Genomic DNA, 23,938 nt, shown 5'->3' with positions numbered 1-23,938 from the left:
AATACTCAAAATCGGGGGAAGGCGTTGAAGGTTATGTGAAAAAGTGCGGTGTGAAACAGGAGATTAACCTCACTCCCGGGTCGGGAGTGAGGAAGAGAGCAATCAGGAGCGTTTCAGAAGCAGCCAGAGGCTGATCAGGAAGAACGAGGCGCTTGGCAGCAACGCACCGATAACAGGCGGTATGCCATACACCAGCGTTAATGGGCCAAAGATTTGGTCAAGAACGTAGAACACAAAACCAAAGCTGATGCCGGTGACGACACGCACCCCCATCGGCACGCTTCGCAGAGGGCCGAAGATGAATGACAGGGCCATCAGCATCATCACCGCCACCGACAGCGGCTGGAAGATTTTGCTCCACATATTGAGTTGATAACGCCCGGCGTCCTGCCCGCTCGCTTTGAGGTATTTCACGTAATTGTGCAGACCGCTGATCGACAGTGCATCCGGATCGAGCGCCACCACGCCCAGCTTGTCTGGCGTCAGGTTGGTTTTCCAGGTCCCTGATACCGTTTGCGAACCGGTAATTTGCTTGGGATCCTTCAGGTCTGACTCGTCCACCTGCGACAGCCGCCACTGCTTATTATCGGCATCGAATTTGGCCGTTGCGGCATAACGCACCGACTGGAGGCGGCGTTCGTCGTTGAAGGCATAAATACTGACGCCACCCAACTCATCGTCACCCTTCACGCGTTCAATGTAGACAAAGTTGTTTCCGTCTTTCGCCCACAACCCCTGCTGCGTGGACAGCAAAGAGCCACCATACATAGCCTGCGCACGGTAGTTACGCGCCATTTGCTCACCCTGCGGCGCAACCCACTCGCCAATCGCCATGGTGAGCAGAACCAGCGGAATAGCCGTTTTCATCACCGACAGCGCAACCTGCAAACGCGTAAAGCCAGAGGCCTGCATCACCACCAGTTCACTACGCTGCGCCAGCATCCCCAGCCCCAGCAACGCCCCCAGCAGGGCCGCCATCGGGAAGAAGATCTGAATATCTTTTGGTGCGCTGAGCAAGGTATACATCCCCGCACCCATGGCGTCGTAGCTGCCCTGCCCGGCTTTTTTCAGCTGATCAACAAACTTAATGATGCCGGAGAGCGACACCAGCATGAATAACGTCATCATGATGGTGGTGAAAATCGTTTTACCTATGTAGCGGTCAAGAACGCCAAACGCTTGCATTAGATGGCTCCTTTGCGCGTAAATCGGGCACGCAGACGGCGCATTGCCACCGTGTCCCACAGGTTTAATATCAGCGCGAGCAGCAGATACAAGCCGTTGACCGCCCAGGTCCAAATCATCGGATCAATTTTCCCTTTGCCCCCGTTAGATTTGATGGAGGTTTGCAACAGAAAGTAGATGAGATACAGCAGCATGGCCGGCAACATCGACAACACACGCCCCTGACGCGGGTTAACCACGCTCAGCGGAACCACCATCAGCGCCATCATAAAGACGGTAAACACCAGCGTCAGACGCCAGTGCAGCTCTGCACGCGCCCGGTTGGTATTGGTGTTTATCAGGGTCTTCATGTCCATCTGCTCGGTATCATTCGCATCGAGCGCGACGGTCTGGTGACCCACAATCGCCTGATAGTTCTGGAAATCGGTAATGCGGAAGTCTCGCAGCAGCGCGGTGCCTTCAAAGCGCGTCCCTTTGTTCAGCGTAACAACCTGTGAGCCGTCTTTACGCTGCGTAAGCTGTCCCGAGTCGGCGACCACCACCGACGGGCGGGCGTTCCCTTTCGGGCGAATCTGCGCAAGGAACACATCATTGAAGCGGCTGCCGTCCACGCTCTCAATAAAGAGCACGGAACTGCCGTCGGTAGCCTGCTGGAACTGGCCTTGAGCCAGCGCCGCCATACCGGGGTTCGCTTTTGCTTCGGCCAGCACCTCATCCTGATGGCGGGAGGACCAGGGCCCTGCCCACATCACGTTCACGGCCGCGACAATGCCTGTAAACAGCGCCAGCACCATCGCCGCTTTCACCAGGACGGCTTTGCTTAAGCCGCAGGCGTGCATCACCGTGATTTCACTTTCGGTATAGAGTTTCCCCAGCGTCATCAGCAAGCCAAGGAAAAGACTCAGCGGCAAAATCAGCTGCGCCATTTCCGGCACGCCTAACCCCAGCAGGGAAAGCACCAGATTTGTTGGGATTTCACCGTCGACAGCCGCACCGAGGATCCTGACCAGCTTCTGACAGAAAAAGATCAGAAGCAGGATGAAAAGGATGGCCAGCTGGCTCTTCAGCGTTTCCCGCACCAGATATCTTATGATTATCACTTTAAATACGCCCGTAAAAACCCGTCTCTTTGCAGGAATTTCGCTTGTTTCATGGCTTAAACGTCATTTATTCTCTTGAGTCGTCGAAATCATCGCTAAGATTAAAAAATCCGGCGGATTCGTGCTTCAGGATATATTTGACGTGTCGAAACCGTAGTAACGTAAGATTAACACGAAGTCACCACAACAGCGGACTTGAGTTACGAAAGGTTTCAATTCTATCCGTAGCCGCCGTCGTTGTCTTTAAGATTCAGGAGCGTAGTGCATGGAGTTCAGTGTAAAAAGTGGTAGCCCGGAGAAACAGCGGAGTGCCTGTATCGTTGTGGGCGTCTTTGAACCACGCCGACTCTCCCCGATCGCCGAACAACTCGATAAAATTAGCGACGGCTATATCAGCGCATTGCTGCGCCGTGGGGAACTGGAAGGCAAACCTGGGCAGACGTTGTTATTGCACCATGTGCCAAACGTCCTGTCCGAACGCATTCTGCTGATTGGTTGCGGCAAAGAGCGCGAGCTGGACGAGCGTCAATATAAGCAGGTGATTCAGAAGACCATTAACACGCTGAATGATACCGGCTCAATGGAAGCGGTCTGCTTCCTGACCGAACTGCACGTGAAAGGCCGTAACACCTACTGGAAAGTGCGTCAGGCGGTTGAGACCGCAAAAGAGAGTCTCTACAGCTTTGATCAGTTGAAGACGACTAAAAGCGAGCCGCGTCGTCCGCTGCGTAAAATGGTCTTCAATGTGCCAACGCGTCGCGAACTGACCAGCGGCGAGCGCGCGATTCAGCACGGTCTGGCGATTGCTGCGGGTATTAAAGCTGCAAAAGATCTCGGCAACATGCCGCCAAACATCTGTAACGCGGGCTACCTGGCTTCTCAGGCGCGTCAATTAGCGGACTCCTACAGTAAGAATGTCATTACCCGCGTCATTGGCGAACAGCAGATGAAAGAGCTGGGAATGCATTCGTACCTTGCCGTCGGCAACGGTTCGCAGAACGAATCGCTGATGTCGGTGATTGAGTACAAAGGCAACCCATCGGAAGATGCGCGCCCTGTTGTGCTGGTGGGTAAAGGTCTTACCTTTGACTCCGGCGGTATTTCAATCAAACCGGCCGAAGGCATGGATGAGATGAAATACGACATGTGCGGTGCCGCTGCGGTATATGGCGTGATGCGCATGGTGGCGGAGCTGCAGTTGCCAATCAATGTTATTGGCGTACTGGCTGGCTGTGAAAACATGCCTGGCGGCCATGCTTATCGTCCGGGTGACGTCCTGACCACCATGTCAGGCCAGACCGTTGAAGTGCTGAATACCGATGCGGAAGGCCGTCTGGTCCTGTGCGACGTATTAACCTATGTGGAACGCTTTGAACCGGAAGCCGTCATCGACGTTGCAACGCTGACCGGCGCGTGCGTTATCGCTTTAGGCCATCACATCACGGGCCTGATGTCGAACCACAATCCGCTGGCGCATGAGCTGATCGGTGCGTCGGAACAAGCGGGCGACCGCGCATGGCGTCTGCCATTGGGCGATGAGTATCAGGAGCAGCTGGAGTCCAACTTTGCCGATATGGCAAACATTGGTGGCCGCCCTGGCGGGGCTATCACGGCAGGTTGCTTCCTGGCGCGCTTTACCCGCAAATACAACTGGGCACATCTGGACATCGCCGGAACGGCATGGCGCTCTGGCAAAGCCAAAGGCGCAACCGGCCGTCCTGTTGCACTCCTGTCGCAGTTCCTGCTCAATCGCGCCGGGTTTAATGGCGACGAGTGAGGTAAAATGCCGGGAGGCGGCCTCGCCTTACCGGCCCTGAACGTCACTCAACCCCAGGCCGGGTAGCGTAACGCCACCCGGCTTTGCATTTGAATCCAAAACAAGAAGCCCCATATTATGAGAAACGCAACGTTCTATCTTCTGGACAACGACACACAACAGGATGGCTTAAGCGCCGTTGAACAACTGGTGTGTGAAATTGCCGCAGAACGTTGGCGCAACGGGAAACGCGTCCTGATTGCCTGCGAAGATGAACAGCAGGCAATTCGTCTGGACGAAGCGCTGTGGGCAAGGCCGCCTGAAAGTTTTGTTCCGCATAATTTATCGGGAGAAGGGCCACGCGGCGGTGCGCCGGTGGAAATTGCCTGGCCGCAAAAACGCAATAGCAGCGCGCGTGATATTCTGATTAGCCTGCGCATCAACTTTGCAGATTTTGCCACCGCTTTCACAGAAGTGGTAGACTTTGTCCCTTACGAAGATTCTCTGAAACAACTGGCGCGCGAACGCTATAAAGCGTACCGCCTGGCTGGTTTTAACCTGAATACGGCAACCTGGAAATAATGGAAAAGACATATAACCCACGAGATATCGAACAGCCGCTTTACGAGCACTGGGAAGAGCAGGGCTATTTCAAGCCTAACGGCGACGAAAGCAAAGAGTCCTTCTGCATCATGATCCCGCCGCCGAACGTCACCGGCAGTTTGCATATGGGTCATGCTTTCCAGCAGACCATCATGGATACCATGATCCGCTATCAGCGCATGCAGGGTAAAAACACCCTGTGGCAGGCTGGTACTGACCACGCGGGCATTGCGACCCAGATGGTGGTTGAGCGTAAGATTGCCGCTGAAGAAGGTAAAACCCGCCACGACTACGGTCGCGACGCGTTCATCGACAAAATCTGGCAGTGGAAAGCCGAGTCTGGCGGCACCATTACCCGCCAGATGCGCCGTCTGGGCAACTCCGTGGACTGGGAGCGCGAGCGCTTCACCATGGACGAAGGTCTTTCCAACGCCGTGAAAGAAGTGTTTGTCCGTCTGTACAAAGAAGATCTGATTTACCGTGGCAAGCGCCTGGTCAACTGGGATCCAAAACTGCGCACCGCGATCTCCGATCTGGAAGTGGAAAACCGCGAGTCGAAAGGCTCCATGTGGCATATCCGTTATCCGCTGGCTGACGGCGCAAAAACCGCAGACGGTAAAGATTACCTGGTGGTAGCGACCACCCGTCCGGAAACCCTGCTGGGCGATACCGGTGTGGCCGTGAACCCGGAAGATCCCCGTTATAAAGATTTGATCGGCAAATTCGTCGTCCTGCCGCTGGTGAATCGTCGTATCCCGATCCTGGGCGATGAGCACGCCGACATGGAAAAAGGCACCGGCTGTGTGAAAATCACGCCTGCGCACGATTTCAATGACTACGAAGTGGGCCGTCGTCACGGGTTGCCGATGATCAACATTCTGACCTTTGACGGCGATATCCGTGAAAGCGCAGAAGTGTATGACACCAAAGGTAACGAATCTGACGCTTACTCCAGCGAGATCCCAGCCGAATTCCAGAAGCTGGAGCGCTTTGCCGCGCGTAAAGCGGTCGTTGCCGCTATTGACGCCCTGGGCCTGCTGGAAGAGATCAAACCACACGACCTGACCGTGCCCTACGGCGACCGTGGCGGCGTAGTCATCGAGCCAATGCTGACCGACCAGTGGTACGTGCGTGCCGACGTGCTGGCAAAACCAGCGGTTGAAGCAGTAGAAAACGGCGATATTCAGTTCGTACCTAAACAGTACGAAAACATGTACTTCTCCTGGATGCGTGATATTCAGGACTGGTGTATCTCCCGTCAGCTGTGGTGGGGCCACCGCATCCCGGCCTGGTACGACAATGAAGGCAACGTCTACGTCGGCCGTACGGAAGACGAAGTGCGTCAGGAAAACAACCTGGGCGCAGACGTTGCGCTGCGTCAGGACGAAGACGTTCTGGATACCTGGTTCTCCTCCGCGCTGTGGACCTTCTCCACCCTCGGCTGGCCAGAAAACACCGATGCGCTGCGTCAGTTCCACCCAACCAGCGTGATGGTCTCCGGTTTCGACATCATCTTCTTCTGGATTGCCCGCATGATCATGATGACCATGCACTTCATCAAAGATGAAAACGGCAAACCGCAGGTCCCGTTCCACACCGTCTACATGACCGGTCTGATTCGTGACGACGAAGGCCAGAAGATGTCTAAATCCAAGGGTAACGTTATCGACCCGCTGGATATGGTTGACGGTATTTCGCTGGAAGACCTGCTGGAAAAACGTACCGGCAACATGATGCAGCCGCAGCTGGCTGAAAAAATTCGTAAACGTACCGAGAAGCAGTTCCCGGACGGCATTGAGCCTCACGGCACCGACGCCCTGCGTTTCACCCTGGCGGCGCTGGCCTCTACTGGTCGCGACATCAACTGGGACATGAAACGTCTGGAAGGTTACCGTAACTTCTGTAATAAGCTGTGGAACGCCAGCCGCTTCGTGCTGATGAACACAGAAGATCAGGATTGCGGCTTCAACGGCGGCGACATGACGCTTTCACTGGCGGACCGCTGGATCCTGGCGGAATTCAACCAGACGATCAAAGCGTATCGTGAAGCGCTGGACACCTACCGCTTCGATATCGCCGCGGGCATTCTGTATGAGTTCACCTGGAACCAGTTCTGTGACTGGTATCTGGAGCTGACCAAACCGGTAATGAACGGCGGTACTGAAGCGGAACTGCGCGGTACGCGCAACACGCTGATCACCGTTCTGGAAGGTCTGCTGCGTCTTGCGCATCCGATTATTCCGTTCATCACTGAAACGATCTGGCAGCGTGTGAAGGTGATCAAAGGCATCACTACCGATACCATCATGCTGCAGCCGTTCCCGGAATTCGACGCCGCTCAGGTTGATGAAGCTGCCGCCTCCGACACCGAGTGGCTGAAGCAAGCCATCGTTGCGGTACGTAACGTTCGTGCAGAAATGAACCTTTCGCCGGGCAAACCGCTGGAGCTGTTGCTGCGCGGTTGCAGTGATGACGCCGTTCGTCGTGTGAACGAGAACCGTACCTTCCTGCAAACGATGGCCCGCCTGGAAAGCATCACCGTGTTGCCGGCAAATGATAAAGGTCCGGTTTCCGTGACCAAAATCATCGACGGTGCCGAGCTGCTGATCCCAATGGCGGGTCTTATCGACAAAGACGCTGAGCTGGCTCGTCTGGCGAAAGAAGTGTCTAAAGTCGACATCGAAATCGGTAAGATCGAAAGCAAGCTGGCAAACGAAGGCTTTGTTGCCCGCGCCCCTGAAGCGGTTATCGCTAAAGAGCGTGAACGTCTGGTGGCATTCGCCGATGCGAAAGCCAAGCTTATCGAGCAGCAAGCGGTTATTGCCGCGCTTTAAGATAATAGAAACGCCGGAGACTCTCTCCGGCGTTTTCTTTTACAATGCATTTTTTATTCGCGCTAACTTCCCATCCGGCATGGTTATCCAATAATACTCACTACTGCTGAAAGCAAACCTTTCGTAAGACCCCGCGTCATATTCCACATTCATGAACATATTTTTTTCTATACAATGTTTATCCGTTTCTTTTTTCAGGGGGAAGCAATACAGATCGCTATCGCCGGATGTTTTAACATCGGTAAATCCGCTGCCAATATCCCAAAAAGTAATTCTGTATGAGTAACTTAAGGGTATTCCGTATTTTTTCTTCAATTCTTCTTTATGATCCAGATACCAATGAATCCTTCCCCACTCGGTTAATGGGAAATGATTTACCACGATACCATATATCTCAAATCGTCTGTCCTGATTAACAAACTGCTCTGATATCATTACAGGCTCATTCTCAACCGGGCTCCCAGCCCAAAAGACAGTGACGGGTCTTTGTGTCCAGAGGAGATAACCAATCATCAGTAACACCAGACTACCGATAAATATTTTACGCTTTTGAAAGTCCTTTCTCATACGCCACCCTTAATATGCACATGGGCATTAAAATTAGTCATAAAAGGTTTACAGGCATAATCGCGATGCCGTTGTAGAAAAAACCAGATACGAAAGAAGCGAAAGTTTTTATAAAGCTCGCGAGTGATATCTTCTTTGCCGAGACCAAAGTGGTCCTGCGCTTTAAAAGCGAGTAATCCCTCCCATGACATGGCATAGCGCTGGAAATCTACATCGCTGAGATCACCATACTGCATTTCATCAATATAATAATTATCATAGCGGTGAAATGTGGAAAAGATTTCTACAGGTAATGACATTGATAAAAGCATATCCATATTCATCACTCATCATCCTCATAAATAATATAATCATGCCTTCCAGGCAGGTTGAACATATGAGAAAAGTAATAAATAAACTCAGAGCAAACCGACATTAACACAACGCCACTGATGAAAATTTCTCCCGGAGGTAATGCCGGGTCTTGCATCATTGAATAGAGGGTGGTATCAAATATTACTATGATGAATTTGTTTATTAATTGAGTAACAAAATGAATCCCACGGTTTTCCCTCCTGCGTTGCGTCCAATAACTGCCCGCGACAACCCAGCCATAGCCGCGGTTATCCGCGAAGTGTCCGCCGAATATGGCCTGACCGCCGATAAAGGCTATACCGTTGCCGATCCTAATCTGGATGAGCTGTTCCAGCTTTACAGCCAGCCGGGCCATGCCTACTGGATTATTGAGCAGGACGGCAAGGTCGTAGGTGGAGGCGGCATTGCGCCGCTGAGCTGCAGTGAACCCGATATTTGTGAACTGCAAAAAATGTACTTCCTGCCCACCATTCGCGGACAAGGCCTGGCGAAAAAGCTGGCGCTTGTTGCACTTGAACGCGCCCGTCAGAACGGCTTTAAACGTTGTTATCTGGAAACCACTGCCTTTCTGAAAGAGGCGATTGGCCTGTATGAACATCTGGGTTTTGAGCACATCTCAGAACCCCTGGGCTGTACCGGCCATACTGACTGCGAAGTCCGGATGCTGAAAACGCTGTAAATCCACTTTCTGCCCCCTTCTGTTAAGCGGCTGTAAACTGAATGCTCTACACTCTCAGTTCACACCATAACGGGGGAAACACGATGTCAAAGATAAAAAGCTACGCCGCACCGCAGGCGGGTGCAGAACTTGAACTGTACGAATACGACGCGGGCGAGCTGAAGGCAGAAGACGTCGAAGTGCAGGTTGACTACTGCGGTATTTGCCATTCCGATTTGTCGATGATCGACAACGAATGGGGCTTCTCTCAGTATCCTTTAGTCGCCGGACATGAAATTATTGGTCGCGTTGTGGCGCTGGGTAATGCGGCGCAGGACAAAGGGCTGAAAGTGGGCCAGCGCGTGGGCATTGGCTGGACAGCGCGTAGCTGTGGTCACTGCGACGCCTGTATTAGCGGCAATCAGATCAACTGTCTTGAAGGCTCGACACCGACCATCATGAACAAAGGCGGGTTTGCCGACAAGCTGCGTGCCGACTGGCAGTGGGTGATTCCATTACCTGAAAGCATTGATATTGAATCAGCGGGCCCGCTGCTGTGTGGTGGCATTACCGTCTTCAAACCTCTGCTCATGCATCATGTTACCGCCACCAGCCGCGTGGGCGTGATTGGTATTGGTGGTTTGGGCCATATCGCTATCAAGCTGCTTCATGCCATGGGCTGCGAAGTCACGGCGTTTAGCTCTAACCCGGCGAAAGAGAAAGAAGTGCTGGCAATGGGTGCGGATAAAGTGGTTAACAGCCGCGATCCTGAGTTACTGAAAGCGTTAGCGGGCCAGTTTGATCTGATCATTAACACCGTAAACGTCGATCTCGACTGGCAGCCGTACTTCGAAGCGCTGGCACATGGCGGTAACTTCCACACCGTGGGCGCCGTCATGAAACCGCTGCCGGTTCCGGCCTTCACGCTGATAGGCGGCGATCGCAGCATCTCAGGTTCGGCTACCGGTACGCCGTATGAACTGCGTAAGCTGATGAAGTTTGCGGGACGCAAGAAAGTCTCTCCGACCACCGAGCTGTATCCTATGTCAAAAATCAACGAAGCCATCCAGCACGTACGCGACGGTAAAGCGCGCTATCGTGTGGTGTTGAAAGCGGATTTTTGAAGTAAATGCGCCGGGCGGCGGTCACGCCCCCGGCCGGCTTCAGAAGTCACGCCCGGTCAGCGTAAGCAGTACCGGGCGATTTTTTATCTATCGTGCCAGTGCGGCAAACACCTCGGCCACCGCCACGGCCCCCGGATCGGTGACGCCGTCCAGATTCTCTTTGTTCACATATGACGAGCGCCCTGCTCCGGCTTTTTGCATGCGCGTGGTGGATTCTGCCCCCTGCATAGCGGCCTTCGCCGCCGACTGAACATCCCCTTTCCGCAGTGCCTCCAGTGCAGGCTGTAACGCGTCGATCAGCGTCCGATCGCCGAGATCCGCGCCGCCATAGTGTTTCATTTGCGCAAGGCCACTTAGCAACGACTCGGGTAACGTTTTGCCCTCGTGCAGCCTGTGACCTGCGGCCGTGAAGAAGATCGACATCAACACGCCACTGGATCCGCCCATCACCGTCGCCAGGCGCTCGCCAATCAGCAGGAACAATTTAGAGACATCGTTAAGCGGCAGCTGATGCTTCTCCAGACGCTGCGCAATTTCGCGCGCCCCTTGCGCAAAGGTTGAACCGGTATCACCGTCCCCCACTTTCGCATCCAGCGCATTCAAACGGTTCTCCAGATCGATCAGCGTTTTGGTCGCGGCCGCCACGGCGTTGTTAACCTGGGTATTCTCCGACGGGGTATACTCTACGCTATCCCGAAGGGGCGTGAGCGGCTGCGAACGTAATGGCGCAAACGCCACCGGTTTTTGCCAGCCAATGGTCTCAACCGGTTCGTTCAACGCCCGCTCAAAAGTCTCATTCAGCTTCAGTAACGAGAGTGAAAAACCCTTCATATCCAGCGAACTGACCAGCGGCGCAGGGCCAATCAGATAAGCAATGCGATCTTTCAGGGCAGAGTGCGCCAGTTCCTTCGTCAGCAGCGCCATCTCAAGTGCAGAAACGCCTCCAAGATTATTAATCAGCACGGCAAATCGACCTTCACCGGCCTTGTCCTGCAAGGGCTTAATCAACGTGTCGATGATCTCCCGGCTGTTATGGCTCTCGACGACCGACGCGCCAGGCTCGCCGTGGATCCCCAGCCCCAGCTCAACGTGGCCTTCTTTGATGCGCCCCTCTTCTTCACTGCTGCCCGGCAGATTGCAGGTCTGCATTGCCACGCCCAGGCTCCAGAGATTTTCACACGCCTGTTGCGCAATATCCCGAACGTCGTTAAGCGATTTGCCCTGCTCGGCGGCATAGCCTGCGATTTTGTGCACCAGCGCCGTTCCGGCTATTCCGCGCGGCTGCTTGTTATCCGGCAGCGCGATATCATCGGCAACAATCACCATCTCCACCTTCAGCCCGTAGCGCTTGGCCTTTTCCGCCGCCAGCCCAAAGTTGAGACGATCGCCTGTATAGTTTTTAACAATCAGCAGGCAGCCGCGATCCCCCGTTACCGCCACGATGGCATTTAATATGGCATCCACACTTGGCGAGGCGAAGAGGTCGCCACACACGGCGGCGGTCAACATGCCTTTACCCACGAAACCGGCGTGCGCGGGTTCATGGCCCGAGCCTCCGCCCGAAATCACCGCCACGCGACCTTTATCCCAGTCGCTACGGGCGACAATACGGATGGCCGGATCAATATCAAGTTTGACGAGGTTTCCGTGCGGCGCGGAAATAAGTATGCCTTCAATGGCATCGTTGACCAGCTGTTTGCGGTCATTAAAAAAGAATCTGGACATAACTTCCCAATATTTTGTGGATCGTATGCAAAGCATAGTCCGCACTGGATAATGCGTCGCAAAGTCAGGAATTTACTGAGTCAGATTACCGCCGGGTTGCCTATACTCGACGCAGGACAAAGAGAGGACTGCATCATGAGTACACCACTGCTGATTGCCCGTACACCCGATACCGAATTGTTCTTACTGCCTGGCATGGCAAACCGTCACGGCCTGATTACTGGCGCGACAGGGACGGGAAAAACCGTCACGCTGCAAAAGCTGGCCGAGTCGTTGTCGTCTATTGGCGTGCCGGTCTTTATGGCCGATGTGAAAGGCGATTTAACCGGGGTGGCGCAGGCGGGTACAGCGTCGGAAAAGCTCATGGAAAGGCTGAAAAAAATGGGCGTGGATGACTGGCAGCCACAGGGCAACCCCGTGGTGGTGTGGGATATCTTCGCAGAGAAAGGCCATCCTGTGCGGGCAACCGTCTCTGACATGGGGCCGCTGTTGCTGGCGCGCCTACTGAATTTGAACGACGTGCAATCGGGTGTCCTCAACATTATCTTTCGTATCGCAGACGATCAGGGTTTGCTGCTGCTCGATTTTAAAGATCTGCGCGCCATCACCCAATACATTGGCGATAACGCTAAGTCGTTTCAGAATCAGTACGGGAATATCAGTAGTGCCTCGGTGGGTGCCATTCAGCGCGGTTTGCTGACGCTGGAACAGCAGGGTGCTGAGCACTTCTTTGGTGAGCCGATGCTGGATATTAAGGACTGGATGCGCGTTGACAGCCAGGGAAAAGGCATCATCAACATCCTGAGTGCGGAAAAGCTCTATCAGATGCCTAAACTTTATGCCGCAAGCCTGCTGTGGATGCTCTCTGAACTGTATGAACAGCTGCCGGAAGCAGGCGATCTGGACAAACCCAAACTGGTCTTTTTCTTTGACGAGGCCCACCTGCTGTTTAACGATGCTCCGCAGGTCCTTCTGGATAAGATTGAACAGGTCATCCGCCTCATCCGCTCAAAAGGGGTCGGCGTCTGGTTTGTTTCGCAAAATCCGTCAGACATTCCTGACAATGTGTTAGGCCAGCTCGGAAACCGGGTTCAGCATGCGCTGCGCGCCTTTACCCCAAAAGATCAGAAAGCGGTCAAAGCCGCCGCGCAAACCATGCGCGCCAACCCCGCCTTTGATACCGAAGCGGCTATCCAGGCGCTGGGAACCGGGGAAGCACTCATCTCGTTTCTGGATGCCAAAGGCAGCCCGACGGTTGTCGAACGCACGATGGTGATTGCCCCCTTTTCCCGTATGGGGCCCGTTACCGATGAGGAGCGCAACGGGCTTATCAATCACTCGCCCGTGTATGGCAAGTATGAAGATGAGGTGGACCGGGAATCCGCCTTTGAAAAACTGCAAAAAGGGGTTCAGGCAAATACGGAACAGCAAAGTACCCCGCCCGTCAAAGGCAATGACGGTGCCGTGGATGAGGGCATTTTAGGCGGACTGAAAGATATTCTCTTTGGCAGCACGGGCCCGCGCGGCGGCAAACGCGATGGCGTGGTGCAAACCATGGCAAAAAGCGCCGCGCGGCAGGTGACAAATCAGATCGTGCGTGGAATGCTCGGAAGCCTGTTAGGCGGCCGTCGACGGTAGACGGGGAACCCACGGGCGACCAAGCGCGGAGCCTTGGACGCCCTGCTCGTTCAGATAACGATCCAGCTCAACCATGCCTGTCCAGCGGTTCTCACACCAAAGTGGGGCAAGCAGCGTGGGACGACGGGCGCTGGCAGAGATGCGGTGATAAATCACTTCAGGGGGCGTATGGCGGATCATCTCCCCCGCTGTCACCGTGTACTCTTCCAGCGCAATGCCGTTAAGCCGCCCGGCTTGCCAGGCTTTGGCCATAATACTGCCCGTCACGATGTGGAGTGGATGCAGCTTGACACCCTCCACGCCGGTCTCCACCACTTTTTCGAGCGTCTCCAGAGCGTGCTGATGGCCTTCGCCGGGCAATCCGACAATGAGATGAGCACAGACTTTTAACCCGCGCTCACGGGCAAGCCGGGCGGTGCGCTGGTAGCAGGCGAAATCGTGCCCACGGTTGATACGGTGCAGGGTTTTATCATGTGCCGTCTGCAAACCCAGCTCAAGCCAGACTTCATACCCCTGATCCTTCACCTCGCTAAGCAAATCCAGGACAGCGTCTGGCACACAGTCAGGGCGGGTGCCCACGCACAATCCCACGATATTGGCCTGGCTGACCGCCTGCTGATACATACTACGCAGCACCTGGACCTCTGCCCAGGTACTGGTGTAAGCCTGAAAATAGGCCAGATACTGTTTTGCACGATTGACCCGATTTGCCTGAAAGGCGAGCTGTTCCGCAATCGACTGAAGCTGCTGCGCCTCGTCGGCGAAGGACGCGACATTACAGAAGGTACAGCCGCCACGCCCAATGGTGCCATCGCGATTGGGGCAGCTAAAACCCCCATGCAGCGTCAGCTTGTGGACCTTTTGCCCATACCGATGAGCAAGATCCCCACCAAACATATTGACTAATTTCTGTAACTGCATAATCTGATAGACCGTCCCGGAGAAAGGGGACAAGCCTGCCATTTTTAGTCTCAGTCGGCGATGACCTGGATCAATCGCTCTGGACCGCTATTATCTATTTGAATAAAAAATCATTATCACTGCAATTTCATTCATCAAACTTCCTATTACTTTTCCTTATGTTCTGATTGTTTTTTTCACTTATCGCGCTCACGGCAAAAAACAGTGTGATGATGCGAGTTTACACCCTATGCCAGATAATTATCCTGCCTTAATTCTTCAATTCAGCACGCAAAAGGGATAATACCGCTTTCATATAGTGAGTCAGATCACACTCCCTTACCGCTTTCAGCCACTACATTGCGCAATAAAATTGAAAAAATAGCTTTTCAAATCAATGCACTAACCTTTCTATAGCACATTTTTGTATAAATAAGATTGCCATTTGACCTGTGTATCAAATCCCGATAAGTTGGAAATCCGCTGGAAGCTTTCTGGATGAGCAGCCTGCTCATCATATTTATGCAGTAATTGAGATTCCCTCTGAAGCAAGTCCTCAAACTTGTTTACCTGCGCGAAAGGATGAAAAAGAGGGCGAATGCGAGGTACGCGTATGACACGCAAACCCCGTCGCCATGCTCTTTCTGTGCCTGTGCGCCACGGTTCAGTGGGAAGCCCGACGAGCCTGGGGAGGTTCACTGATATGTTGTACGATAAATCCCTTGAGAAGGATAACTGTGGTTTCGGCCTGATCGCCCACATAGAAGGCGAACCTAGCCACAAGGTAGTGCGTACTGCTATACACGCACTGGCCCGTATGCAGCACCGTGGCGCTATCCTCGCGGATGGTAAAACCGGCGACGGTTGCGGTCTGCTGCTGCAAAAACCGGATCGCTTCTTCCGCATTGTTGCTGAAGAGCGCGGCTGGCGCTTAGCCAAAAATTATGCGGTCGGCATGCTGTTCCTGAATCAGGATCCTGAAAAAGCCGCTGCTTCTCGCCGCATCGTTGAAGAAGAGCTTCAGCGTGAAACCCTCTCTATTGTCGGCTGGCGCGATGTGCCAACCAATGAAGGGGTGCTCGGTGAAATCGCCCTCTCCTCGCTGCCTCGCATTGAACAAATTTTTGTGAATGCGCCTGCGGGCTGGCGTCCACGCGATATGGAACGTCGCCTGTTTATTGCGCGTCGTCGCATCGAAAAACGCCTCCAGGAAGATAAAGAGTTCTACGTCTGTAGCCTCTCTAATCTGGTAAACATCTATAAAGGTCTGTGTATGCCGGCTGACCTGCCGCGCTTTTACCTGGACCTGGCGGACCTGCGTCTTGAATCGGCCATTTGCCTCTTCCACCAGCGCTTCTCCACCAACACCGTACCACGCTGGCCGCTGGCTCAGCCGTTCCGCTATCTGGCGCACAACGGCGAAATCAATACCATCACCGGTAACCGCCAGTGGGCACGTGCGCGTACCTATAAGTTCCAGACACCGCTGATTCCGGATCTGCACGATGCCGCGCCGTTTGTTAACGAAACCGGCTCAGACTCCAGCTCGATGGATAACATGCTGGAGCTGCTGCTGGCAGGCGGCATGGATATTGTGCGTGCGATGCGTTTGCTGGTACCGCCAGCCTGGCAGAGCAACCCGAATATGGACCCGGAGCTGCGCGCGTTCTTCGACTTTAACTCCATGCACATGGAGCCGTGGGACGGCCCGGCGGGCATCGTCATGTCCGATGGTCGCTACGCTGCCTGTAACCTGGACCGTAACGGCCTGCGTCCGGCACGCTACGTCATCACGAAAGATAAGCTCATCACCTGCGCCTCTGAAGTGGGTATCTGGGATTACCAGCCTGACGAAGTGGTGGAAAAAGGCCGAGTGGGCCCGGGCGAGCTGATGGTGATCGACACCCGCAGCGGTCGCATCCTGCACTCGGCAGAAACCGATGACGATCTGAAAAGCCGCCACCCTTATAAAGAGTGGATGGAGAAAAACGTGCGCCGCCTGGTGCCGTTTGAAGATCTGTCTGACGAAGAGGTTGGCAGCCGTGAACTGGATGACGATGCCCTCGCCAGTTACCAGAAACAGTTTAACTACAGTGCCGAAGAGCTGGACTCGGTGATTCGCGTACTGGGTGAAAATGGCCAGGAAGCGGTCGGCTCGATGGGTGACGATACCCCGTTTGCCGTGCTTTCCAGCCAGCCGCGTATCATTTATGACTACTTCCGTCAGCAGTTTGCGCAGGTGACCAACCCGCCAATCGATCCGCTGCGTGAAGCACATGTGATGTCGCTGGCCACCAGCATCGGTCGTGAGATGAACGTTTTCTGCGAAGCCGAGGGCCAGGCACACCGTCTGAGCTTTAAGTCGCCGATTCTGCTCTACTCCGATTTCAAACAGCTGACCACCATGCAAGAGGAGCACTACCGCGCCGACACGCTCGATATCACCTTCGACGTGACCGAAACGGACCTCGAAACCACGGTGAAAGCGCTGTGTGATAAAGCCGAGCAGATGGTGCGTGAAGGCACCGTTCTGCTGGTGCTGTCTGACCGTAACATTGCGAAAAATCGCCTGCCGGTGCCTGCACCGATGGCGGTGGGTGCCATCCAGACCCGTCTGGTTGATAAAAGCCTGCGTTGCGATGCCAACATCATTGTTGAAACCGCCAGCGCGCGCGATCCGCACCACTTTGCCGTGCTGTTAGGGTTTGGCGCGACCGCCATCTACCCTTATCTCGCCTACGAAACGCTGGCGAAAATGATTGATGGTCACGCGATCGAAAAAGCCTACCGCACCGTGATGCTCAACTACCGTAACGGCATCAACAAAGGTCTGTATAAGATCATGTCCAAAATGGGCATTTCGACCATTGCCTCTTACCGTTGCTCGAAGCTGTTCGAAGCGGTCGGTCTGCACGATGACGTTGCGGATTTGTGCTTCAATGGCGTGATCAGCCGTATCGGCGGAGCCGGTTTCTCCGACTTCCAGCAGGATCTGCTGAACCTGTCTAAACGTGCCTGGCTGGCGCGTAAACCGCTGGATCAGGGTGGCTTGCTAAAATACGTTCACGGTGGCGAATATCACGCCTACAACCCGGACGTCGTGCGCACCTTGCAGCAGGCCGTTCAGAGCGGTGAGTACAGCGATTATCAGCAGTACGCTGAGCTGGTGAATAACCGTCCGGCGGCTACGCTGCGCGATTTACTGGCGGTTACGCCAAACGGCGAAACCGTCAATATTAACGACGTGGAACCCGCCAGCGAGCTGTATAAGCGTTTCGATACGGCAGCGATGTCTATCGGGGCATTGAGTCCGGAAGCGCACGAAGCGCTGGCCGAAGCCATGAACAGCATCGGCGGGAATTCTAACTCCGGTGAAGGGGGCGAAGATCCTGCGCGCTACGGCACCAATAAAGTGTCACGTATCAAGCAGGTGGCTTCAGGGCGTTTCGGCGTGACCCCAGCCTATCTGGTCAATGCTGACGTTATTCAGATTAAAGTCGCGCAGGGTGCAAAACCGGGCGAAGGCGGTCAGTTGCCGGGTGACAAAGTGACCCCGTACATTGCCAAATTGCGCTATTCCGTACCGGGCGTGACGCTGATCTCCCCGCCGCCACACCACGATATCTACTCTATCGAGGATCTGGCACAGCTGATTTTCGACCTGAAACAGGTTAACCCGAAAGCGATGATCTCCGTGAAGCTGGTGTCAGAACCGGGCGTCGGCACCATCGCGACCGGTGTGGCGAAAGCCTATGCGGATCTGATCACCATCGCCGGATATGACGGGGGCACCGGCGCAAGCCCACTCTCCTCCGTGAAATACGCCGGTTGTCCATGGGAGCTGGGTCTGGTTGAGACGCAGCAGGCGCTGGTGGCTAACGGCCTGCGTCACAAGATTCGCCTGCAGGTGGACGGCGGGCTGAAAACCGGTCTCGACATCATCAAAGCGGCGATTCTGGGTGCCGAAAGCTTCGGCTTTGGTACTGGCCCGATGGTCGCGCTCGGCTGTAAATACCTGCGTATTTGCCACCTGAACAACTGCGCAACCGGTGTGGCAACTCAGGACGAAAAACTGCGTAAGAATCACTACCACGGCCTGCCGTTCAAAGTGACGAATTACTTTGAATTTATCGCCCGCGAAACCCGCGAGCTGATGGCACAGCTTGGCGTCACGCGCCTGGTGGATCTGATTGGTCGTACCGACCTGCTGAAAGAGCTGGAAGGGTTCACCGCCAAGCAGCAAAAACTTGAGCTGTCCCGGTTGCTGGAAACGGCTGAGCCGCACCCTGGCAAAGCGGTCTTCTGCACCGAAAACAACCCGCCGTTTGATAACGGTGTGCTGAACGCCCAGTTACTGCATCAGGCGAAGCCGTATGTGGATGAGAAACAGAGCAAAACGTTCTGGTTTGATATTCGCAACACAGACCGCTCTGTAGGCGCCACGCTCTCGGGCTATATTGCCCAGACGCACGGCGATCAGGGTCTGGCAGCCGATCCGATTATTGCGCACTTCAGCGGTACCGCAGGCCAGAGTTTTGGCGTCTGGAACGCCGGTGGCGTTGAGCTGTACCTGACTGGCGATGCGAACGATTATGTCGGCAAAGGCATGGCGGGCGGTCTGCTGGCGGTTCGTCCTCCGGTGGGTTCAGCCTTCCGTAGCCATGAAGCCAGCATCATCGGCAACACCTGCCTGTATGGCGCAACCGGCGGTCGTCTGTTTGCCGCAGGCCGCGCAGGCGAGCGTTTCGCGGTGCGTAACTCCGGTGCGATTACCGTGGTTGAAGGCATTGGCGACAACGGGTGTGAATATATGACGGGCGGTATCGTCTGCGTCATGGGTAAAACCGGCGTGAACTTTGGCGCGGGCATGACGGGTGGTTTTGCTTACGTCCTGGATGAAGACGGTGAGTTCCGCAAACGCGTGAACCCGGAACTGGTGGAAGTGTTGGATGTGGAGTCTTTGGCGATTCACGAAGAACACTTGCGCGGTTTGATTACTGAACACGTGCAGCATACCGGCTCTTCTCGCGGCGAAGAGATCCTGGCGAACTGGCCAGCCTTCTCGGCGAAGTTTGCGCTGGTTAAACCAAAGTCCAGCGATGTTAAAGCACTGTTGGGTCACCGTAGTCGTAGCGCAGCTGAGCTGCGTGTGCAGGCGCAGTAAGGGGTAGCAATGAGTCAGAACGTATACCAGTTTATCGACCTGCAGCGCGTTGATCCGCCGAAAAAACCGCTGAAGATCCGTAAAATTGAATTTGTTGAAATTTACGAGCCGTTTTCAGAAGGCCAGGCCAAAGCACAGGCAGACCGCTGCCTGTCCTGCGGTAACCCTTACTGCGAATGGAAATGCCCGGTGCACAACTACATCCCGAACTGGCTGAAGCTGGCCAACGAAGGGCGTATTTTTGAAGCCGCCGAGCTGTCTCACCAGACCAACACCCTGCCGGAAGTGTGCGGTCGCGTCTGCCCGCAGGATCGCCTGTGCGAAGGTTCCTGTACGCTGAACGATGAGTTCGGTGCGGTGACCATCGGCAACATCGAACGCTATATCAACGATAAAGCGTTCGAGATGGGCTGGCGTCCGGATATGACTGGCGTACGCCAGACCGACAAACGCGTGGCGATTATCGGTGCCGGTCCCGCAGGCCTGGCCTGCGCCGACGTGCTGACCCGCAACGGCGTTAAAGCGGTGGTGTTCGATCGTCATCCAGAGATTGGCGGCCTGCTGACCTTTGGTATTCCAGCCTTTAAGCTGGAGAAAGAGGTCATGACGCGTCGCCGTGAAATCTTCACCGACATGGGCATTGAGTTCAAACTGAACGTCGAAGTGGGCCGTGACGTGCAAATTGACGATTTGCTTAAGGACTACGACGCGGTATTCCTCGGCGTGGGGACGTATCAGTCGATGCGTGGCGGGCTGGAAAACGAAGATGCGCCTGGCGTATTCGACGCCCTGCCGTTCCTGATTGCCAATACCCGGCAGATGATGGGCTTCGGTGAAACGCCGAACCAGCCTTACGTCAGCATGGAAGGCAAGCGTGTTGTGGTACTGGGCGGCGGTGATACCGCGATGGACTGCGTACGTACCTCTATTCGACAGAACGCCACGCACGTTATCTGCGCCTATCGTCGTGACGAAGAGAACATGCCTGGTTCGAAACGCGAAGTGAAAAACGCGCGTGAAGAGGGCGTCGAGTTCCAGTTCAACGTCCAGCCTTTAGGCATTGAAGTGAATGCCAATGGAAAAGTCTGTGGCGTGAAGATGGCGCGTACCGAAATGGGTCAGCCAGACGCGAAAGGCCGTCGTCGTGCCGAAATCGTCGCCGGTTCCGAGCATGTGGTGCCTGCAGACGCCGTAGTGATGGCGTTTGGTTTCCGCCCACACAGCATGGAGTGGCTGGCGAAACACAGCGTTGAGCTGGATTCACAAGGCCGCATCATCGCACCAGAAGGCAACGAAAATGCCTTCCAGACCAGCAACCCGAAAATCTTTGCCGGTGGCGACATCGTGCGAGGTTCCGATCTGGTGGTCACGGCGATTGCCGAAGGCCGTAAGGCGGCTGACGGGATTATGAACTACCTGGAAGTATAAAACAGACAGCCGGATGGTGACCCATCCGGCTTTTTTTTATGCCGTCAACAAACTGATGTGAACCTTCACCACCACCTTTTTAATCTCCTCTCCCTGCGTGACCACACACCCGGGCTTATGCGGCTCGCCGGGCATAAATATGGCGTACATGCCGGGTTTCATGTGCAGTGTCTGCATGGTATCAATGTCGTGACAAAGCTGATAATCCTCTTCGACGTGGCGTTCTTCGCACTGTCGGGCAGACCCCGCCACGCCATACTGAATCCTCTCTTCACCGGACAGTAAGAGCTGTATGTCAATGTACTGCTCATGCATCTCTGCTTTCTTCTGCGCGGGATGCTGGGTTTCAAAAGCCATGACGTTCATAAAAAGATGTTCACCCTCCAGGTCATACCGGCCAGGCGTTTTGTCCTGAGGCCTTGCCGTTAGCGCCAGCGTCAGGGCGTTGTTCAGTACCGCAGGTAACCCTGATGAGGGGAGCGTTGTTAATTCACCTACTATCATTCCAGTGCTCCTTGCGCCAGTAGCGCCGCCCCCAGTAAACCCGCATCGTGACGGTGATGCGCAGCAAAAACATTTACGTGATAAACCGACGGTTCTTCCGCCAGGAAATTCTGTACCTGTGACAGATAATTGTCCGCCAGCCCGACGCTTCCGCCTACCACGACACAACCGCAATCGGTGGTGGCCTTAAGATCGGCAATCAGCCTGGCGACAGCACGTGCAGACCGCTCGACGAGCTGCTTCGCCTGTACATGACCCGCATTCGCCTGCGTAAAGATGGCCCGCGCGTCCAGACCCGCCAGATCGCCCTGTGCCTGAGCCGCGATGCCCCTGCCAGAGGCTATCGCCTCCACACACCCCACTCGTCCGCAGCCACAGCGTGGACCTTGCGGATCGGCAAGGGTATGCCCGACATGCCCGGCAAGGCCGCCCTGCCCCTGCTGGAGCTTTCCATTGCAGACAATGCCACCGCCCACACCCGTAGAGAGGGTGATAAAGACAAACTCACTCACCCTTTTGCCAAAAGCATGATATTCCGCCCATGCCGCAGCCTGGGCATCGTTGATGGCAAAAACAGGTAACCCCGTGATGTTCTGTAGCGCCTTCACCAGGTCGAAATGGAGTAATCCCCCCAGGTTATGTGGATTGATCGCCAGCAGGGCTCCGTCACGGATAATGCCCGTTGACGCGACGGCCACGCGGCGCGCCTCGCTGACCAGGGGGGTGACTAAATCCTGTAATGCTGCCTTTAAGACATCCGGCGTTCGGCTTGCCGGCGTGGGCCGTTCACGCCGTTGCCGTATCCGCCCGCTTTCGTCGACCAAAGCGGCAGCTAACTTTGTCCCGCCAAGGTCTATTGCCAGGGTCGTCATTTCACCGCCTCACGTTTCGTTTTCAGCGAGCCAAAGGGCACCGCACCGCTAAAGGGTTTGCCGTCAATGGCGTCGTGCGTGCGTACTGCCTCAGGACGGATCCACCGCTGCACACGAGAGGGCATATCCAGACCAATCAGCAGAATCACCACAAACGTCAGGCCAAACGAAAGCGATCCCAGCGCGGTGCCCAGTTCAAGGCGTTGTGCCAGCAGGGCACCGATGACCGGCGCGATAGCCCCGCCCAGCGCGCCAACGTTGTAGGTAAAGCCCAGGCCCGCCGCACGTTGATCGGTATCGAAATAACCGCCGATCAGTTTCGGTAAGATCCCGGAGATCCCCTGCCCCAGCATCTGCTGGAAAAAGAGCAACAAGCCGAGCACCCAGATATTCGATCCGCCGATGGCGAACACCGGAATAATCAGCAGCTGGGACGCTAACAGGCTGTAAACGTAGGCTTTACGCGTACCGAGCCAGTCGCCCAGGAAGCCCCCCACACAGCAGCCGACTGCGGCACCAAATCCGCTAAAGAACAGCACCCGCGCTACCATCGCCGGATCGTAGGCCAGATCCGTTTTCAGGTAGGTAGGCAGTAACGCCTGAATGGGCCAGGAATAAAGGAAAGCAAAGAGCACCACAAACATCAGCGTGACGCCCGTTGGCCAGCGTTTGCCGCTGCTTTGCACCATAAAACTGATAAAGACGACGGCGCACAGCAGACCGAGGGTCATCACCAGCCCCACGTTGTTAAGCTCCCCGGCAAAGCAGAACCACAGCGCGACACCGGCAAAAAGCGTCATGAAAATATTGATCGCCCGATGTTTACCGCGGTACAGAATATCGACCATAGTGCGTACGGGCGCTTTACCTTCATGCTTCGCCTTCCAGTCTTCCGCTTCCGGGATATTTTTACGTAACCACAGGGCAAAAACGATTGGCAGGATGCCGATAAAGAACAGCGCACGCCAGCCCCAGACGGGCACCACCAGGCTGTAGATCTGCGCGGCAATCACGGCACCGACCGAGAATCCGGAGATAAGAAAACCGCTGGCTTTATTACGCAGATGCTTTGGCCAGCTTTCAATGACATAGGTTGCGCTTGAGCCATATTCACCCGCCATCCCCATACCAATCACCATCCGGGCAATGAACATCGTGACGTACCCCGGGGCGAAGCCGCAGGCCAGCGTGCCGCAGGAAAATAAGACGATACTGGTGATCATCGCCAGCTTCCGTCCGTAGCGATCGCCCATTGCGCCGAGCAGCAGGCCACCGAACCAGCGAGAAATAAAGGCGGCAGAGATCAGGCTGGCGGCCTCTACCGTGGTTAAGCCAAACTCGCTTTTAACCTCTGTCAGCACCAGGGCAATCAATACAAAATCGAAGCCATCAAGCAGATATCCCAGCCAGGCGGCGGAGAACGCTCGCCATTGAGGACGAGTCAGATGGCGGTACCACGGGATGCTTTGGGTAGACATACTCATAACACTCTCCCGAACTGGGTTTCGAAGCCGGATGCGTTACAG

16 protein-coding genes and 2 pseudogenes are annotated in these 23,938 nt (G+C 55.0%); 8 read left to right on the top strand and 10 right to left on the bottom strand.

The genetic code is table 11. The features are described 5' to 3' along the window. Nucleotides 1-102 precede the first annotated feature (102 nt). Nucleotides 103-1,185, bottom strand: a complete 1,083-nt coding sequence (lptG, locus tag LZP96_RS12085) for an LPS export ABC transporter permease LptG (RefSeq protein WP_064327604.1) — start codon at nt 1,183-1,185, stop codon at nt 103-105. Then, nucleotides 1,185-2,285, bottom strand: a complete 1,101-nt coding sequence (lptF, locus tag LZP96_RS12080) for an LPS export ABC transporter permease LptF (protein ID WP_064327605.1) — start codon at nt 2,283-2,285, stop codon at nt 1,185-1,187. The genes lptG and lptF overlap by 1 nt, the downstream gene beginning before the upstream one ends. Before the next feature lie 265 nt (nt 2,286-2,550). On the opposite strand from lptF, the gene pepA reads away from it, so the two are divergent. The 3 genes from pepA to LZP96_RS12065 all read left to right on the top strand — a co-directional run bounded on the left by pepA (nt 2,551) and on the right by LZP96_RS12065 (nt 7,478). Further along, nucleotides 2,551-4,062, top strand: a complete 1,512-nt coding sequence (gene pepA, locus LZP96_RS12075) for a leucyl aminopeptidase (protein WP_258926034.1) — start codon at nt 2,551-2,553, stop codon at nt 4,060-4,062. Nucleotides 4,063-4,179: 117 nt separating this feature from the next. Continuing rightward, nucleotides 4,180-4,623 (top strand): DNA polymerase III subunit chi, encoded by a 444-nt coding sequence (gene holC / locus LZP96_RS12070; protein ID WP_064327607.1) that lies wholly within the window; start codon nt 4,180-4,182, stop codon nt 4,621-4,623. Continuing rightward, nucleotides 4,623-7,478: a valine--tRNA ligase gene (locus LZP96_RS12065; protein WP_064327608.1), complete on the top strand. Its 2,856-nt coding sequence runs from the start codon at nt 4,623-4,625 to the stop codon at nt 7,476-7,478. The genes holC and LZP96_RS12065 overlap by 1 nt, the downstream gene beginning before the upstream one ends. Before the next feature lie 39 nt (nt 7,479-7,517). On the opposite strand, the gene LZP96_RS12060 is transcribed toward LZP96_RS12065, so the two are convergent. The 3 genes and pseudogenes from LZP96_RS12060 to LZP96_RS12050 all read right to left on the bottom strand — a co-directional run. After that, nucleotides 7,518-8,045 carry a DUF943 family protein gene (locus LZP96_RS12060; RefSeq protein ID WP_064327609.1) on the bottom strand — a complete coding sequence of 176 codons (528 nt, stop codon included), beginning with the start codon at nt 8,043-8,045 and terminating at the stop codon, nt 7,518-7,520. Beyond that, nucleotides 8,042-8,254, bottom strand: a pseudogene (locus LZP96_RS12055) (DUF3289 family protein); the annotation flags it as partial. The gene LZP96_RS12060 and the pseudogene LZP96_RS12055, both read right to left, overlap by 4 nt. 12 nt (nt 8,255-8,266) lie before the next feature. Then, a pseudogene (locus LZP96_RS12050) lies at nt 8,267-8,344 on the bottom strand (DUF3289 family protein); the annotation flags it as partial. Nucleotides 8,345-8,577: 233 nt separating this feature from the next. On the opposite strand from LZP96_RS12050, the gene LZP96_RS12045 reads away from it, so the two are divergent. Beyond that, nucleotides 8,578-9,078 carry a GNAT family N-acetyltransferase gene (locus LZP96_RS12045; protein ID WP_064327611.1) on the top strand — a complete coding sequence of 167 codons (501 nt, stop codon included), beginning with the start codon at nt 8,578-8,580 and terminating at the stop codon, nt 9,076-9,078. Nucleotides 9,079-9,161: 83 nt separating this feature from the next. Further along, nucleotides 9,162-10,181, top strand: coding sequence for an NADPH-dependent aldehyde reductase Ahr (ahr, locus tag LZP96_RS12040; RefSeq protein WP_064327612.1), 1,020 nt, complete (start codon nt 9,162-9,164; stop codon nt 10,179-10,181). Nucleotides 10,182-10,268: 87 nt separating this feature from the next. On the opposite strand, the gene LZP96_RS12035 is transcribed toward ahr, so the two are convergent. Next, nucleotides 10,269-11,906, bottom strand: a complete 1,638-nt coding sequence (locus tag LZP96_RS12035; RefSeq protein ID WP_064327613.1) for a glycerone kinase — start codon at nt 11,904-11,906, stop codon at nt 10,269-10,271. Between the two features lie 135 nt (nt 11,907-12,041). Here LZP96_RS12035 and LZP96_RS12030 point away from each other — a divergent pair, with 135 nt between their 5' ends. Further along, on the top strand, nt 12,042-13,544 hold the full coding sequence (locus LZP96_RS12030) for a helicase HerA-like C-terminal domain-containing protein (protein ID WP_064327614.1): 1,503 nt from the start codon (nt 12,042-12,044) through the stop codon (nt 13,542-13,544). Here the strand turns inward: LZP96_RS12030 and mnmL are convergent. Further along, nucleotides 13,524-14,465 (bottom strand): tRNA modification radical SAM protein MnmL/YtqA, encoded by a 942-nt coding sequence (mnmL, locus tag LZP96_RS12025; protein WP_157685379.1) that lies wholly within the window; start codon nt 14,463-14,465, stop codon nt 13,524-13,526. The genes LZP96_RS12030 and mnmL overlap by 21 nt on opposite strands. A gap of 682 nt (nt 14,466-15,147) precedes the next feature. On the opposite strand from mnmL, the gene gltB reads away from it, so the two are divergent. After that, nucleotides 15,148-19,608, top strand: a complete 4,461-nt coding sequence (gene gltB, locus LZP96_RS12020) for a glutamate synthase large subunit (protein WP_064327616.1) — start codon at nt 15,148-15,150, stop codon at nt 19,606-19,608. Nucleotides 19,609-19,617: 9 nt separating this feature from the next. Next, the gene (locus LZP96_RS12015; protein ID WP_064327617.1) at nt 19,618-21,036 is read left to right on the top strand and encodes a glutamate synthase small subunit; all 1,419 of its coding nucleotides are present in this window, start codon (nt 19,618-19,620) and stop codon (nt 21,034-21,036) included. Nucleotides 21,037-21,072: 36 nt separating this feature from the next. Here the strand turns inward: LZP96_RS12015 and nanQ are convergent, their stop codons facing one another. The 3 genes from nanQ to LZP96_RS12000 are packed head-to-tail and all read right to left on the bottom strand — an operon-like array spanning nt 21,073 to nt 23,896. Further along, nucleotides 21,073-21,540 (bottom strand): N-acetylneuraminate anomerase, encoded by a 468-nt coding sequence (gene nanQ / locus LZP96_RS12010; RefSeq protein ID WP_064327618.1) that lies wholly within the window; start codon nt 21,538-21,540, stop codon nt 21,073-21,075. Then, a complete protein-coding gene (nanK, locus tag LZP96_RS12005; RefSeq protein ID WP_064327619.1) occupies nt 21,537-22,412 on the bottom strand; it encodes an N-acetylmannosamine kinase in 876 nt (291 codons plus the stop codon). The genes nanQ and nanK overlap by 4 nt, the downstream gene beginning before the upstream one ends. After that, the gene (locus LZP96_RS12000) at nt 22,409-23,896 is read right to left on the bottom strand and encodes an MFS transporter (RefSeq protein WP_064327620.1); all 1,488 of its coding nucleotides are present in this window, start codon (nt 23,894-23,896) and stop codon (nt 22,409-22,411) included. Before LZP96_RS12000 ends, nanK begins: the two co-directional genes overlap by 4 nt. Between the last annotated feature and the right edge of the window lie 42 nt (nt 23,897-23,938).

It is taken from the genome of Huaxiibacter chinensis (assembly GCF_022171985.1).
In the GTDB taxonomy this organism is placed as follows: domain Bacteria; phylum Pseudomonadota; class Gammaproteobacteria; order Enterobacterales; family Enterobacteriaceae; genus Enterobacter; species Enterobacter chinensis_A.
The sequence above is the reverse complement of the archived record's forward strand: the minus strand, read 5'-3'. Positions and strand labels throughout refer to the sequence as shown.